The organism is Streptomyces sp. TRD_SC_5, from assembly GCF_056836825.1.
Genome location: NZ_JBWZZS010000001.1, coordinates 1,250,018 through 1,263,662 on the forward strand (window position 1 = coordinate 1,250,018; position 13,645 = coordinate 1,263,662).

Below are 13,645 nucleotides of genomic sequence, written 5' to 3' on the forward strand. Positions count from 1 at the left end.
CTCTCTCGGTTCTCTCGGTCCTGTTACGCGTACGTGGGGGGTCAGTGGCGTGCGCGGTACGGCGCCCAGCCGTCCTCGCCCGCGAGGTAGTCGGACACCCGGTGGTCGGCGGCGTCCGACGCGGACATCTGCGGCCGGTCGGCGGTGACGCCGGCGCCGGGCCCGTACGTCCGGTATTCGCTGAACCGCGCCTCCTGCCAGGGGAAGCCGCCCATGTCGGTCCACGGCGTGTCCTTGACCGCGGCGGGCAGCTCGGTCTCCCGGATCAGCACCTGGCCGATCGCGTCCGGGTTGCCGCTGGGGTGCCAAGGGCGGCCGAGGTGGTAGGAGTTGGCGGGGGCGTCGCTGATGATCCGGCTGCGGGTGATCAGGAAGCCGTACGGGTTGTCCTTCCACGTCGAGGCGGCGGTGATGTAGCCGTTGTTGGTCTGTGATCCACGGCTGAGCGCCTTGATCACGGAGCGCTCGACGACGGTGGTGGCGCGGCCGTAGATGAAGTCGACATCGCCCTCGATGTAGGAGTCCCTGATGTAGACGCGGGCCTTCTGGGTGAGGACCGGGGTGTCCGTCATCAGGGTGTCCTGGTTGCCGAGGAACCCGGTGTTCTCGAACGTCAGCCGGTCGCCGGTGGTCTTCACCGCGAGGGCCTGTTCGCCGTTGATCTCGACGGCGGCCTCGTCGAAGTCGTTGGAGAAGGTCAGATTGCGGGCCGTGAAGTCATGCCCCTCGACGACTACGGTCGCGCTGCCCCAGGAGCCCTGGGTGGTGCCGTCCGGCTTCCGCTCGCCCGACGGGGTGTTGAAGACGATGAGCGTGTCGGCGCGGCGCTTGCCGGTGCCGATGAGGGAGACGTACGGCTGGTTCTTCCCGATCCGGACGTGCTCGCGGTACGTACCGGGGGCCAGCTTCACCGTGATCCGGCCGTCGTTGCCGGCGGGCACGGCGTCGACCGCCGACTGCACGGTCGCGTAGTCGGCCGGGACGCGCAGGACGGTGTCGGTGCCGATCTTCTTCTGCGGGCCGGAGTGGCGGGTCACCAGCTTCGGTACGTCGGCCGCCCGGTCCAGGGTGTACGGGTAGAAGTCACGCGGATCGAACGCGGTGCCCCGGGTGTCGGTGCGCCCCGTGGTGTTCTCCAGGATGGAGCCGCGCTGAACCAGTTGGGCGGAGGCGTCGGCCTGGTAGGGGTGCTGGACGTCCTCGTAGTAACTGTTCTCGATGACCATGCTGGTGCGTCCGCGCGCCCAGTTGCCGTACGTCCACAGCGGGTCGCCGTCCGCGAGCTGAGACGAGAGGTAGTTGTTGTAGAGGTGGGCGTAGGCGCAGTTGTCGGCCGACGGGTTGCGCTGCTTGGTGCCGCTGAACCAGTTGTGGTCGATGGTGATCTGCGTCTTGACGTTCTCGGTCCAGCCGATGCCGAGTGCCTTGTTGTGGTTGTCGAAGTGGTTGTACGACACGGTGATGTACTGGCTGTCCTTGCGGATGTCGAGCAGCCCGTCGCCCATGTGCGTCAGCCGGTTGTGGTCGATCCAGACGTGGTCGGCCGAGTCCATCTGAATGGCGTCGAAGTCGTTGGTCTTGCCGTCCCAGTCGCCCTCGACGTACGAGTCGCGGATGGTGAGGTTACGGATGATGACGTTGCTGGTGCCGGGGTTCAGATGCAGTTCGCCGTGGACGATCTCGCCCGTGTCGCCGACGCCGACGATGGTCTTGTCCGACGCCACGTCGATGTCGTGGCCGAACGGTTCGACGGCGATGGAGCCCGCCACCCGGATGATGTACGGCTCATCGGCACCGGCGTACTTCACCAGGTCGGCCTGGGTGGAGACGGTGACGACCTTGCCGCCGCGGCCCCCGGTGGTGCCGCCGGCCAGCGAGGCGAACCCGTGCGGTGTGTCGGACCAGGTGCGGTGCGCGGAGGACCGGTCGGGCGCGGAGGACCGGTCAGCAGTCGCGGCCGACGCGGTCCCGGGGGCGGAGGGTACAAGGAACGCTGCGGCAAGGGCGAAGGCCGTGACCAGGGTTCTCGCTCTGGTGCGCTTGGTACGGAGGTGCGTCATTGCGGCTCCCATACAGGCGGTTGGGGAAATCTCGGTGGCGGTCGGTCGCTGGTGCGGAAGTCGGTGAAGCCGGCTGTTCCGGAGGGTCCCGTTCCGGTCGGTGCGGTGGCGAAGAGTCCGAGGAGAGCACCGACCCAGCGCCAGGGCGTGGCGGCGAAGACCTGGCCCGAGGAGCGGAAGCCGGTGCCGTCGCCGGTGTCGGCGAAGAAGCGGCAGCGGGCACCGCGGGTGACCTCGATGCGGAGCCGGGCCCGGGCGCCGGGTGCCGGGCGGGGGTGCGCGGCGTCCCGTTCGTGCTCGGCGACGGTCTCGGCGTACCGGTGCACGAGCTGCACCGTTCCGTCCGCGCCGGCCTCCAGACCGATCCAGCTGAAGGCGTCGCCGAGCACCGCGAGCCCTGTCTTGGCCCCCGGTTCGTCGCTGTTCAGGGCGACATCGACCTCGACGGTGAACTCCTCGGCGGGCAATCGCTGCACCAGGACGTTGGGCAGGGCCCGCAGATCGTGTGCGTACGCGGTCCGTACGCAGCTGAGGCGCAGCCCGTCGCCCGCGTGCTCGACCGTCCAGCCGGGCCGGGGGTTGGCGGTCCACTGCCACTGCCTGCCGTACCGCCCGCCGGGGAAGTGGTCGTTGGAGGCCGGGGCCCCGACGGGCTGCCGTGGCGCGGCGGGCTTGAGATGTACGGAGACGGGTTCGCCGTCGTCGCCGATGACGGGCCAGCCGTCCGCCCCCCAGCGCATCGGCTGGAGGTGCACCACCCGCCCGTACGCTCCACGCGCCTGGAAGTGCAGGAACCAGTCCTCGCCGGCCGTGGTCCTGACCCAGCCGCCCTGGTGCGGCCCGTTGACCTCGGTGCTGCCCTGCGCGAGAACGATGTTCTCTTCGTACGGGCCGAAGAACTCCCGCGACCGGAAGGCGCCCTGCCAGCCGGTCTCCACTCCCCCGGCCGGGGCGAAGATCCAGAAGTGTCCTTCGTGCCGGTAGAGCTTGGGGCCTTCGAGGGTGAACCAGCCTGGGATCCGGTCGGCGTCGACGAGAGTCTTGCCGCCGTCGAGGAGTTCGCGTCCGTCGGGGCTCATCCGGTGGCCGGTGAGCCGGTTCTTCACCCCTGAACGGGACTTGGCCCAGGCGTGCACGAGATACGCCTCGCCGGTCTCCTCGTCCCACAACGGGCAGGCGTCGATCAGCCCCTTTCCCGCCTTGACGAGATGCGGGGCGGTCCACGGCCCCCGGATGTCCTCGGCGTTGACCTGCTGGATGCCGTGGTCGGGGTCGCCCCAGAAGATCCAGAACCGTCCGTCGTGGTGACGCAGGGAGGGTGCCCACACCCCACAGTCGTGGCGCGGCACGGCGAAGTCGGCGGCCGGTTCGAGGCGGTCCAGGGCATGGCCGACGAGCGTCCAGTTGACCAGGTCGCGGGAGTGCAGCAGCGGCAGTCCGGGGACGCGGCCGAAGCTGGACGCGGTGAGGTAGTAGTCGTCGCCGACCCGTACGACGTCCGGGTCGGACCAGTCGGCGTTGAGGACCGGGTTGCGGTACGTGCCGTCGCCGAGGTCGGCGGTCCAGGGCCTGCTCATGCCGTCACCACCTTGCGGACATGAGCGGCGGCCGTGTCCCGGTCGAGCCGGCCGTCGGCCACGACGGTGACGACGCGGCGTACGACGGTGGCGCCCGCGGCGACGGGCAGCCGCCGGTCCGCGGCGAGGGAGGAGCCGACGCCCGGGTACTCGGTGCTCCGTACGAACCACGGGTCGGCCCGGGTCTCGTCGGTCACCCCGGCGAAGACGAGGGTCCAGCCGTCACCGGCGAGGGCCACCCACTCGGCCGGGCTGCCGTGTACCGCCGCCTCTCCGTCGCGGTTCTCGCTGAACACGGCGGGTGCGGTGGGCTCCTTGGGGGCGCGCCAGAAGAAGCCGCCGTATCCCGCGCCGGGCCGGCCGTTGCTGGCGGGGCTGCCGATGGAGAGGTCGGTGGTGCCCCGGTTGGTGAGCGAGAAGGAGAAGTCGAGCGCCCAGGCGGTGTCGCCGAGGTGAACGACGGCGACGGTGCGGTGTTCGTGCAGCAGCTCGGTGCCGTCGGCCTCCCAGCTGAGCTCCTGGACGAAGCCGTCCGGATCGCGGAGCTTCCAGCCGAGGTGGCGCTGCACGCCGTGGTTGTCGAGCTCGGTGGGGCCCTTGCCGCGTACGAAGGTGCGCCCGCCCCAGAAGTTGTGTCCGGCCACATCGGGGACGGCGACGGAGGCGCCCAGGTGGTGGACGTGGTCGGCGGGGCGTTCCTCGGTGACGGGGATGCCCGCGAGGGTGGTGACGGGATGGAGGCGGGGGCGGCCGTCCGTTTCGGACCGGTAGCCGTAGCGGCCGACGGGGCGACCGGCGCAGGTGAGAACTGTGGTGGTCACGGTGCGTTCACCTCGCTGGGAAGCGCCCAGGGGACGCCGAGTTCGGAGAAGAGCCTGAGAGTGTCGGCGCCCGCGGCGACCAGCGCGTCTATGCCGCCTACGACGCGCCGCGTGCCGGTACCGGTGCCCGCCGCCTCGGTGTGCCAGGCGTCCGGGGGCAGTGCGGTGGGCTCGGGGGCGCTCCGTACTGCCTCGACGACGCGCATGAAGGCGCCGGTGCGGTGCGGCGGTGCGAGAAGTCCGGTGCCGCGTACCAGGTGGTCGACGAGGTTCTCCAGCAGGTCGGTCCGCCCGTACACGAACTCTTCGGGACCGCGTCCGGCGCGCTGGACCAGGAGCCGGTCCTGCTTGTACCAGAAGGTGATGCGGCCGCGGGAGCCGTGGACGATGACGTACGGCTCACCGGCCCGCTCGGCGCAGAGGGTCACGGCGACGGTGACCGGCAGCCCGTCCGCGGTGGTGACGCGGACGCAACTGGTGTCGTCGGCCTCGATGTCGTGGGCGCGGAACAGCTCGGTCTCGATCGTCGCCACGTCCTCGGCCGCGCCCCGGCCGGCGATTGCGAGGGCGGTGGCGACGGCGTGCGCGAGTGGGTTGGTGAGGACGCCGTCGACGACGTCGACGGCGGCGAGCCTGCGGCGTCCGGCCCAGGGAGCCCGTCGGTAGTAGGCGTCGTCGCGGACCCAGGCGCCTGCGGCGCCGATACCCCGTACGGTTCCGACGGCTCCCGTACGTATGAGCTCCCGGACGGCGGGCACGGCGTGCGAACCGAAGGACTGGAAGCCGATCTGGCAGGCGACACCGGCCGCCCGTACGCCGTCGGTCATGCGTGTGTAGTCGGCGAAGGTCGCGGCGGGCGGCTTCTCCAGGAGGAGGTGGACGCCGCGGGCCGCTGCGGTCAGGGCCAGTTCGGTGTGGGTCTGGATCGGGGTGCAGATGACGGCGGCGCGGGCCCCGGTGGAATGGAGAAGAGCGCCGAAATCTGACGACTGTGGCGGGAGTTCACCGGCGAAGGCTTCGAGTTCGTTGTCGGTCAGCGGGTTCGGTTCGCAGATCCCGACGAGCCGGACGAGGCCCTCGTTCTGGAGGCGGCGGATGTTGGCGAGGTGCCAGCGGCCGTGGCCACGGGCACCGGCCAGGACGACGGGGACGGGGACGGAAGCAGCGCTCGTACTCATCCGGCCCTCCCCGCTCCCGCGCCCCGTGCGACGTCGGCGGCGGCGCGCTCGGCGCTGTCGATCCGGCCGTGCAGGGCGGGCGTCCAGCCGACGTCGGTGGTGAGATCCCTCTCGCTGCCGGAGTTGTACGCGTTGTTGAGGGAAACCAGGTCGACGGGGAAGCCGTTGAAGTCCGTGCCCCGCTGGCTCAGGGCGCTGCCGTTCCAGCTCTTCAGCAGGTCAGCGGCTTCGACGTGGCCGGGCGTGGTGAAGGAGTTGTTCTCGGCGACGATCCGGGACTCGGTGGAGACGCCGATGGAGTAGCGGTGGTCGCTGCCCTCGGGAACCACGTACCGGTTGTTGTAGAGGTGCACCTGCCCGAAGCGGACGCGGGGTGCGCGCTGCACGACGGAGTTGAACTCGTTGTGGTGCAGGGTGACGCGGAGCTTGCCGCGGTCGGTGGTGACCGTATCGCCGTTGCCGATCAGCATGGCCTTGTCGTGGTCGGTGAAGCGGCTCCAGGAGACGGTGACGAGATCGGAGCCGTTGGTGATGTCGAGCAGCCCGTCGTGGCGCAGGTAGTTGCGTCCGAAGTGGGTCGGCTCCCGGTCGTCCGGATGCCCCTTGTCGCTCGCGGTGACGTGGTCGACCCAGACGTGGGTGGCGCCGCGCAGCCACAGGGTGTCGTACGCGGTCTTCCAGTCGCCGAGCCCGCCCGTGTTGGGCTGCCAGGCCGGGAAGCAGTCGTAGGCGTCGCGGAGTTCGAGATTGCGGACGATGACGTTCTCGGCGTCCTTGACCTGGAGGCTCGCGCCCTTGAGCACGGCGCCGCGGCCGGCACCGACGATCGTGGTGTTCGATCCCACGCGCATTTCGACGCGTTCGGCCTGGCGGGCGGCGGAGGCCTTGCGTGCGTCCTCCTGCGGCCCGGCGGGCTTGGCGCCGCCCCAGGTGCGGGGGTCGTAGGCGGCGAGGTACGCGTCGAGGTCGTAGCCGTCCGTGGCGTAGTCGGCGCAGTCCAGGCGGCCGCCCCGGTCGTCGGTGTTGGCGTCGATGGTCCCCTCGACGTGGATGATTTTCGGTACGGAGCTGCCGCCGTCCAGCGCGGCGACGAGCTGGGCACGGCTGCGTACGGTGAAGACGTGGGCCGCGTCGGCGGTGGAGCCACCGGTGGTGCCCGCGCCTTCGGCGGCCCAGCCGTCGTCGGCGGCGAGGACCTCCCGGCCGAGGTCCCGGCCGGAACCGGGCGCAGGGGCTTGAGGTGCGGCAGCGGCCTCGGCACCCGGCTGGAGGGCCGGGCTGCCGAGCAGCAGGGCGAGAGCGGCAGCGGTGCGACGCGCGGGTCGCAGGCGGGATACGTACATGTTCATCAGCCCTTCACAGCGCCGGCGCTGAAGCCGGTGATCAGCCACTTCTGGATGAAGGCAAAGACGATCACCACGGGTACGGCGGCGATGACGCCGCCCGCGGCCAGCGCGCCCAGGTCGACGCTGTCGGCGCCGATGAGGGTGTTGAGGCCGACCGGGATCGTCTGCTTGTCCTGTTCGCTGAGGAACATCAGGGCGAAGAGGAAGTGGTTCCAGCTGTGCACGAAGGCGAAGGAGCCGACGGCGATCAGTCCGGGGCGCAGCAGGGGCAGTACGACCGCGCGGAAGGCGGCGAAGCGTGAGCAGCCGTCCACCCAGGCGGCCTCTTCCAGGGAGACCGGCACGTTCTTGATGAAGCCGCTGATGAGGATGATGGACAGGGGCAGTTGGAAGACGGTCTCCGCGATGATGACGCTCCCCAGGGAGTTGATCATCTGGAGGTTTTTGAAGATCTCGAAGAGCGGTACGAGCATGAGTGCGCCCGGGATGAACTGGGAGCACAGCAGCGCCAGCATGAAGGCGTTCTTGATCTTGAAGTTGAAGCGGGCCAGGGCATAGCCGCCGGCCAGGGCGATCAGGGTCGTGGTGATCAGGGTGCAGACGCCGACGATCATGCTGTTCTGGAAGAAGAGCGCGAAGCTGCGTTCGTTCCAGACCTTGGAGAAGTGCTCGCCGGTCATGGGCCAGGGCACGAGCGAGGTGGAGCCCGCGGGCCGTACGGAGAACAGGAACATCCAGTAGAACGGGACGAGCGTGAAGAGCAGGTAGATGCCCAGGGGCAGATAGATCTGCCGGCGCGGGACGTCGTCGAAGGCACGCTCGCGCTTGCCGCGGCTGTGCTTGGCGGGCGGCGGGGCGTCGTGCGGGGGCAGAGCCGAGGAGGGGGTGCGGTTCTTCTCGGCAAGTGCTGCGGTCACTTGTGGTCGCCTCCGAACTTGCTCAGGCGCAGATAGAGGATCGAGCAGAAGAGGAGGATCACGAAGGCGACGGTGGTGAGCGCGGATGCGTAGCCGAAGTCGTGGCCCTCGATACCGGTGTTGGCGACGTAGAGCGGGAGTGTGGTGGTGACGCCGGCCGGTCCACCGCCGGTGAGGGTGTAGAGCAGGTCGACGTTGTTGAACTCCCATACGCCGCGCAGCAGGGTGGCCAGCACGATGGCGTCCCTGAGGTGGGGCAGCGTGATGTGGAAGAACTGGCGCAGCCGCCCGGCGCCGTCGACCGAGGCCGCCTCGTACAGCTCCTTCGACACGGACTGCAGGTCGGCGAGGATGAGGATGGCGAAGAAGGGCACCCCGCGCCAGAGTTCGGCGACGGTCGCGGCCCAGAAGACGGTCCCGGTGTCGGAGAGCACCGAGGTGCCGTACGAGCCGATTCCGGCGTCCGCGAGGTAGCGGCTGAAGCCGGTCGAGGAGTTGTAGAGCAGGATCCAGATGGTGCTGGTGAGCACGCCGGAGACGGCCCACGGCGAGAAGACCATGGCGCGGGAGATACCGCGGCCGATGAAGCTCTGGTTGACGATCAGGGCGAGCGCCAGGCCGAGCGCCAGCTGAAGCGCGACCTGCGTGACGACCCACTGGGCACTGAAGCCGAGCGTCGTCCAGAACTGCTCGTCCTCGGTGAAGATCCGGGTGAAGTTGTCGAACCCGGCGAAGCCGTTCCGCCACGGCTTGGTGACGTTGTAGTTCTGCAGGCTGTAGTAGAAGACGCTGATCACCGGATAGGCAATGAAGCCCAGCATCAGCAGCCCCGCGGGCGCGATCAGCAGGTACGGCAGTCGGCGCGGGCTCGCCGAGCGGTGCCGGGGCACCTTGGGGGGTTTGGCCACGGCTGCGGCTTGGGCCATGACACGTCTCCGTTCTCGTGAAGTGCTGGGTGTGGCGCGTGTCGTGAGCAAGCGCTTGCCGCACGATGTTCGGTATGCCGAACATGGCGGTGCGGAAGTTTCTTCCGGCCGTTTCAGCCCGCGTAGGGGTCGGGCACTTCTCCCTGCCGGGCCAGGAACGCGAAGTCGCATCCGGTGTCGGCCTGGGTGATCTGGTCCTGGTAGAGCGCCCCGTAGCCGCGCCCGTAACGCATGGGCGGCGGCGCCCAAACCGCTCTGCGCTTCTCCAACTCCTCGTCTGTGACGTGGAGATGAAGGCTGCGCGCCTCGACGTCCAGGGTGATCGGGTCGCCGGTGCGGACCAGGGCCAGCGGACCTCCGACGTACGACTCGGGGGCGATGTGCAGCACGCATGCCCCGTAACTGGTGCCGCTCATCCGGGCGTCGGAGATCCGCACCATGTCCCGTACACCCTGCTTCAGCAGGTAGTCGGGGATCGGCAGCATGCCGTACTCGGGCATGCCGGGGCCGCCCTTGGGTCCGGCGTTGCGGAGCACCAGCACGTGGTCCGGGGTCAGCGCCAGGGCCGGGTCGTTGATGGTGCGCTGCATCTCGCGGTAGTCGTCGAAGACGGCCGCGGGGCCGGTGTGGCGCAGGAGACCCGGTTCGGCGGCGATGTGCTTGATGACCGCGCCGTCCGGGCAGAGGTTGCCGCGCAGCACCGCCACACCGCCTTCGGGCGCCAGCGCGTTGGACCGGTCGCGGATGACGTCGGTGTTGTGCACGAGCGCTCCGTCGAGCTGTTCACGCAGCGTGGCGTGCGCGACGGTGGGGCGGTCCAGATTCAGTACGTCGGTGAGCCCGGCCAGGAACGCGGGCAGCCCGCCGGCGAAGTGGAAGTCCTCCATGAGGTACTTTCCGCCGGGTCGGAGGTTGGCGAGGACCGGGACGGTACGGGCGATGCGGTCGAAGTCGTCGAGGGTGAGCTTCACCCCGGAGCGGCCGGCCATCGCGATCAGGTGGATGACGGCGTTGGTGGAGCCGCCGAGTGCGAGGACGGTGGCGACCGCGTCGTCGTACGCGTCGGCGGTGAGGATCTTCGACAGCGTCAGCTGCCGCCACACCAGGTCGACGACCCGGCGCCCGGAGTCGGCGGCCATCCGCTCGTGCCCGGAGTCGACTGCCGGGATGGACGAGGCCCCCGGCACCGTGACGCCCAGTGCCTCGGCGGCGGCCGTCAGGGTCGACGCGGTGCCCATGGTCATGCAGTGGCCGGGCGACCGGGCGAGCCCGTTCTCCAGCTCGGCCAGGTCGCAGTCGCCGATGAGCCCGGCCCGCTTGTCGTCCCAGTACTTCCACATGTCCGTGCCGGAGCCGAGGACTTGGCCGCGCCAGTGCCCCGGAAGCATCGGCCCGGCCGGCACGAAAACCGTCGGCAGGTCGACGGAGGCGGCGCCCATCAGCAGCGCGGGCGTCGACTTGTCGCAGCCGCCCATCAACACGGCGCCGTCGACGGGATAGGAGCGCAGCAGCTCCTCCGTCTCCATCGCCAGCATGTTGCGGTAGAGCATCGGGGTGGGCTTCTGGAAGGTCTCCGACAGCGTGGAGACCGGAAATTCGAGGGGGAAGCCGCCGGCTTGCCAGACTCCCCGCTTGACCGCCTGGGCGCGGTCGCGCAGATGGACGTGGCAGGGGTTGATGTCGGACCAGGTGTTGAGGACCGCGATCACCGGCTTGCCCAGGTGCTCCTCGGGGAGGTAGCCGAGCTGGCGGGTGCGGGCACGGTGACTGAACGACCGGAGGCCTTCGGTGCCGTACCACTGGTGGCTGCGCAGTTCTTCGGGGGCGATGCGGCCGTCCTCGCTGCTCATATGGACCACCCGGCGACCTGGTCGACGACCTCGGCGCGCCGCGCCCCGGACAGGACGCGGCTGGGCGCGCGGACGTCGCGGCGGCAGAGTCCGAGGGAGGCCAGGGCTTCCTTGACGACCGTCACATTGTCGGCGGACTGCCGGTCGCCGCGCAGTTCCTCGAAGCGGCGGATCTGCTCCCACACCTTCATCGCGGCGGTGTAGTCACCGGCTCGCAGCGCCTCCAGCATGGCCAGCGAGACGCCGGGGGCGACGTTGACGAGGCCGGAGGTGAAGCCGGTGGCGCCGGTGGCGAAGTACGACGGGGCGTAGAGCTCGGCGAGTCCGGCGATCCAGACAAACCGTTCCAGGCCTGCGTCCCTGGCGAAGGCGCCGAAACGGGCGGCGTCCGGGACGGCGTACTTCACGCCGATGACATTGGGGCAGCTGTCGGCGAGGGCGGCCAGGCGGTCGCCGCCGAGCAGCGGATTGCGGATGTACGGCACGACACCGAGCCCGGGAACGGCCTCGGCGATGGCGCGGTGGTAGTCGATCCAGCCGTCCTCGGAGACGTACGGGTGAACGGGCTGGTGCACCATCACCATCGCGGCTCCGGCGTCCCTGGCGTGCTCGGCGGCGGCCACGGCGGTCGGAACGTCGTGGCCGACGCCCACCAGGATCGTGGCGCGGCCGCCCGCCTCGTCGATGGTCAGCTCGGTCACGGTGCGCCGTTCCTCGGGCGTGAGCGCATAGAACTCACCGGTGTTGCCGTTCGGGGTGAGAACGCGGACGCCGCCGTCGAGCAGCCGTCGCAGCAGGGCGCGGTGCGCCGCCGTGTCGATGCCTCCGTCCGCGGCGAACGGGGTCACCGGGATCGCGACGACGTCTGCGAGGGCCGCCTTCAGCGGGGAGAGGTCCATGCGGACCGGCCTTTCGTCGGTGTGCGGGCGGTTCACGCCACGTCACCCCCGTCTGCCTCCTGGGGGAACGCGCGGCGCACGAACGAAGCGATGTGGTCGTGCAGGGCCTGCGTGGCGGACGCCGCGTCACCGGCGAGCGCGAGCCGCAGGATCTCCCGGTGCTCGGCCGCCTCCCGCTCCCAGGACGGGACGGCCGCCCAGGCCACGGTCGACACGAGCGCGGCCTGGTCACGGATCTCGTCGAGCATCCGCGAGAGCAGGGGATTGCCACAGGGCAGATACAGCGCCCGGTGGAAGTCCCGGTTGGCCAGCGACCTGTCCGCCTTGTCCAGCGCCGAGTCGGCCCGTTCCAGGGCTTCCTGGGCCGCGTCGAGCGAGGCTTTGCGGCTGATGGAGCGCCGCAGTGCCTCAGGCTCCAGGAGCAGACGTACGTCGTACACCTCTCGCGCCATCGTGGTGTCGACGAGCCGTACGGTGGCCCCTTTGTACTGGCTCATGACGACGAGTCCGGTACCGGCGAGCGTCTTGAGCGCCTCACGCACCGGGGTCTTCGACACCCCGAACTGCGCGGCGAGTTCGGTCTCGACGAGCGCCTGCCCTGGTCGCAGCTGCGCTGTGAGGATCGCGTGCTTGATCGCCTCGAGCACGTACTGGGTGCGGGACGGAATCTGGGTGGGAGCAAAGGTCATGGGTGAAGGACTCTCGCATCTCGCGTACGGCGCATGGAGTATGGCATCTCATATATGACGTATGAAGTACGACGCGATGAAGCTAGAGCGGTCCGGAATGTTTAGTCAACGCTTCTGACAAAAGAAGTTCGGAAGATGGACGTAGTCGAATCACCCACTACGCACGGCACTTGACGCGATCGGCCGCACCTTCATAGCTTGCCCACGTACATAAACGCCGTCCACAGGCCTGTACGTCGCGCCCTGGCTCCCGCACCGAGGAGATCCCCGCCGTGCCCCGTCCGTGCACCATCCTGCTCACTGGCGCCGCCGGCGGCCTCGGCACCCTGATGCGGGGGCTGTTGCCCGCGTACGGTTACGAGTTGCGCCTTTTCGACGTCGCCCCGATCGAGGGCGAACCGGACGCGATCACCGCCGATCTCGGCGACAGGGAGGCGCTGCGCGAGGCCGTGCGGGGCGTCGACGCGATCATCCATCTCGCGGGAATCTCGCTGGAAGCCTCGTTCGACAAGATCCTGCGCGCGAACATCGAGGGCACGTACAACCTCTACGAGGCCGCGCGCGAGGAGGGCGTACGGCGCGTCGTGTTCGCCTCTTCCAACCACACCATCGGCCACACTCCGCGCCCGCTCCCCGGCGACCCGCTGATCCCCATCGACACGCCGCGCCGCCCCGACACCTTCTACGGTCTCTCCAAGTCCTTCGGCGAGGACCTGGCCCAGCTCTACTGGAACAAGCACGGCGTGGAGACCGTCTCCGTGCGCATCGGCTCCTGCTTCGCGGCGCCGACGTCGGTAAGGATGCTGTCGGTCTGGATGAGCCCGGCCGACGGCGCCCGGCTCTTCCACGCGGCACTCACCGCCGAGGACGTGCGGCACACCGTGGTCTACGGCTCCTCCGACAACACCCGCCTGTGGTGGGACCTGACGACGGCCCGATCACTGGGTTACGACCCCAAGGACGACTCTGAGCGGTACGCGCACCAGCTCGTCGCCGCCCAGGGTGAGCTGGACCCCCGCAACCCGGACCACGCCCACATCGGCGGCCAGTTCGTCACCGACCCGCCGGTCTGGCCGCACTGACCGGCCCCTCGGCTCAGCGCAGTTCCAGGCCGAGCTCCTTCTCCAGCACCGTCGCCTGTTCGGACCTCGCCGCACTCCTCGTCCTCACGCAGCCGGACGTCGGTGATGGTGACCGCGCCGTCGGTGAGTGCCGCGGCCTCTTTCAGGATGCCCGAGTAGCTCTGCTCCAGATCGTCGACATCGTCCGCGTGGGCCGAGATCGCCACACCGAACGCCTCGAGCGCGCCTGGCACCTCCTGGGGTCTCAACTCATCGTGTGCGAAGCCGGCGTACTCCGCGAGGACGCTGTAAGCGGGAAGG

The 13,645-nt window shown here is 69.6% G+C and carries 11 protein-coding genes; 1 reads left to right on the plus strand and 10 read right to left on the minus strand.

Features of this window, described 5'->3' with window-relative positions:
* Positions 1-41 precede the first annotated feature (41 nt).
* The 10 genes from AC1P0E_RS05880 to AC1P0E_RS05925 all read right to left on the minus strand — a co-directional run bounded on the left by AC1P0E_RS05880 (position 42) and on the right by AC1P0E_RS05925 (position 12,263).
* Positions 42-2,060, minus strand: coding sequence for a pectinesterase family protein (locus AC1P0E_RS05880; RefSeq protein WP_482741079.1), 2,019 nt, complete (start codon positions 2,058-2,060; stop codon positions 42-44).
* Positions 2,057-3,637 (minus strand): glycoside hydrolase family 43 protein, encoded by a 1,581-nt coding sequence (locus AC1P0E_RS05885; protein ID WP_482741080.1) that lies wholly within the window; start codon positions 3,635-3,637, stop codon positions 2,057-2,059. Before AC1P0E_RS05885 ends, AC1P0E_RS05880 begins: the two co-directional genes overlap by 4 nt.
* On the minus strand, positions 3,634-4,458 hold the full coding sequence (locus AC1P0E_RS05890) for a DUF6807 domain-containing protein (protein ID WP_482741081.1): 825 nt from the start codon (positions 4,456-4,458) through the stop codon (positions 3,634-3,636). The genes AC1P0E_RS05885 and AC1P0E_RS05890 overlap by 4 nt, the downstream gene beginning before the upstream one ends.
* Positions 4,455-5,636: a Gfo/Idh/MocA family protein gene (locus AC1P0E_RS05895; protein ID WP_482741082.1), complete on the minus strand. Its 1,182-nt coding sequence runs from the start codon at positions 5,634-5,636 to the stop codon at positions 4,455-4,457. The genes AC1P0E_RS05890 and AC1P0E_RS05895 overlap by 4 nt, the downstream gene beginning before the upstream one ends.
* Positions 5,633-6,985 (minus strand): pectate lyase family protein, encoded by a 1,353-nt coding sequence (locus AC1P0E_RS05900; protein ID WP_482741083.1) that lies wholly within the window; start codon positions 6,983-6,985, stop codon positions 5,633-5,635. Before AC1P0E_RS05900 ends, AC1P0E_RS05895 begins: the two co-directional genes overlap by 4 nt.
* Positions 6,985-7,899: a carbohydrate ABC transporter permease gene (locus tag AC1P0E_RS05905; protein ID WP_482741084.1), complete on the minus strand. Its 915-nt coding sequence runs from the start codon at positions 7,897-7,899 to the stop codon at positions 6,985-6,987. Before AC1P0E_RS05905 ends, AC1P0E_RS05900 begins: the two co-directional genes overlap by 1 nt.
* Positions 7,896-8,825: a carbohydrate ABC transporter permease gene (locus AC1P0E_RS05910; RefSeq protein WP_482741085.1), complete on the minus strand. Its 930-nt coding sequence runs from the start codon at positions 8,823-8,825 to the stop codon at positions 7,896-7,898. The genes AC1P0E_RS05905 and AC1P0E_RS05910 overlap by 4 nt, the downstream gene beginning before the upstream one ends.
* 113 nt (positions 8,826-8,938) lie before the next feature.
* The gene (gene araD, locus AC1P0E_RS05915; RefSeq protein WP_482741086.1) at positions 8,939-10,675 is read right to left on the minus strand and encodes an L-arabinonate dehydratase; all 1,737 of its coding nucleotides are present in this window, start codon (positions 10,673-10,675) and stop codon (positions 8,939-8,941) included.
* Positions 10,672-11,574, minus strand: a complete 903-nt coding sequence (locus tag AC1P0E_RS05920) for a dihydrodipicolinate synthase family protein (protein ID WP_482745662.1) — start codon at positions 11,572-11,574, stop codon at positions 10,672-10,674. Before AC1P0E_RS05920 ends, araD begins: the two co-directional genes overlap by 4 nt.
* 32 nt (positions 11,575-11,606) lie before the next feature.
* Positions 11,607-12,263, minus strand: a complete 657-nt coding sequence (locus tag AC1P0E_RS05925) for a GntR family transcriptional regulator (protein ID WP_482741087.1) — start codon at positions 12,261-12,263, stop codon at positions 11,607-11,609.
* Between the two features lie 272 nt (positions 12,264-12,535).
* Here AC1P0E_RS05925 and AC1P0E_RS05930 point away from each other — a divergent pair, with 272 nt between their 5' ends.
* Entirely contained in the window at positions 12,536-13,345 is an 810-nt protein-coding gene (locus AC1P0E_RS05930; protein ID WP_482741088.1) for an NAD-dependent epimerase/dehydratase family protein, read from the plus strand.
* Positions 13,346-13,645: the final 300 nt, after the last annotated feature.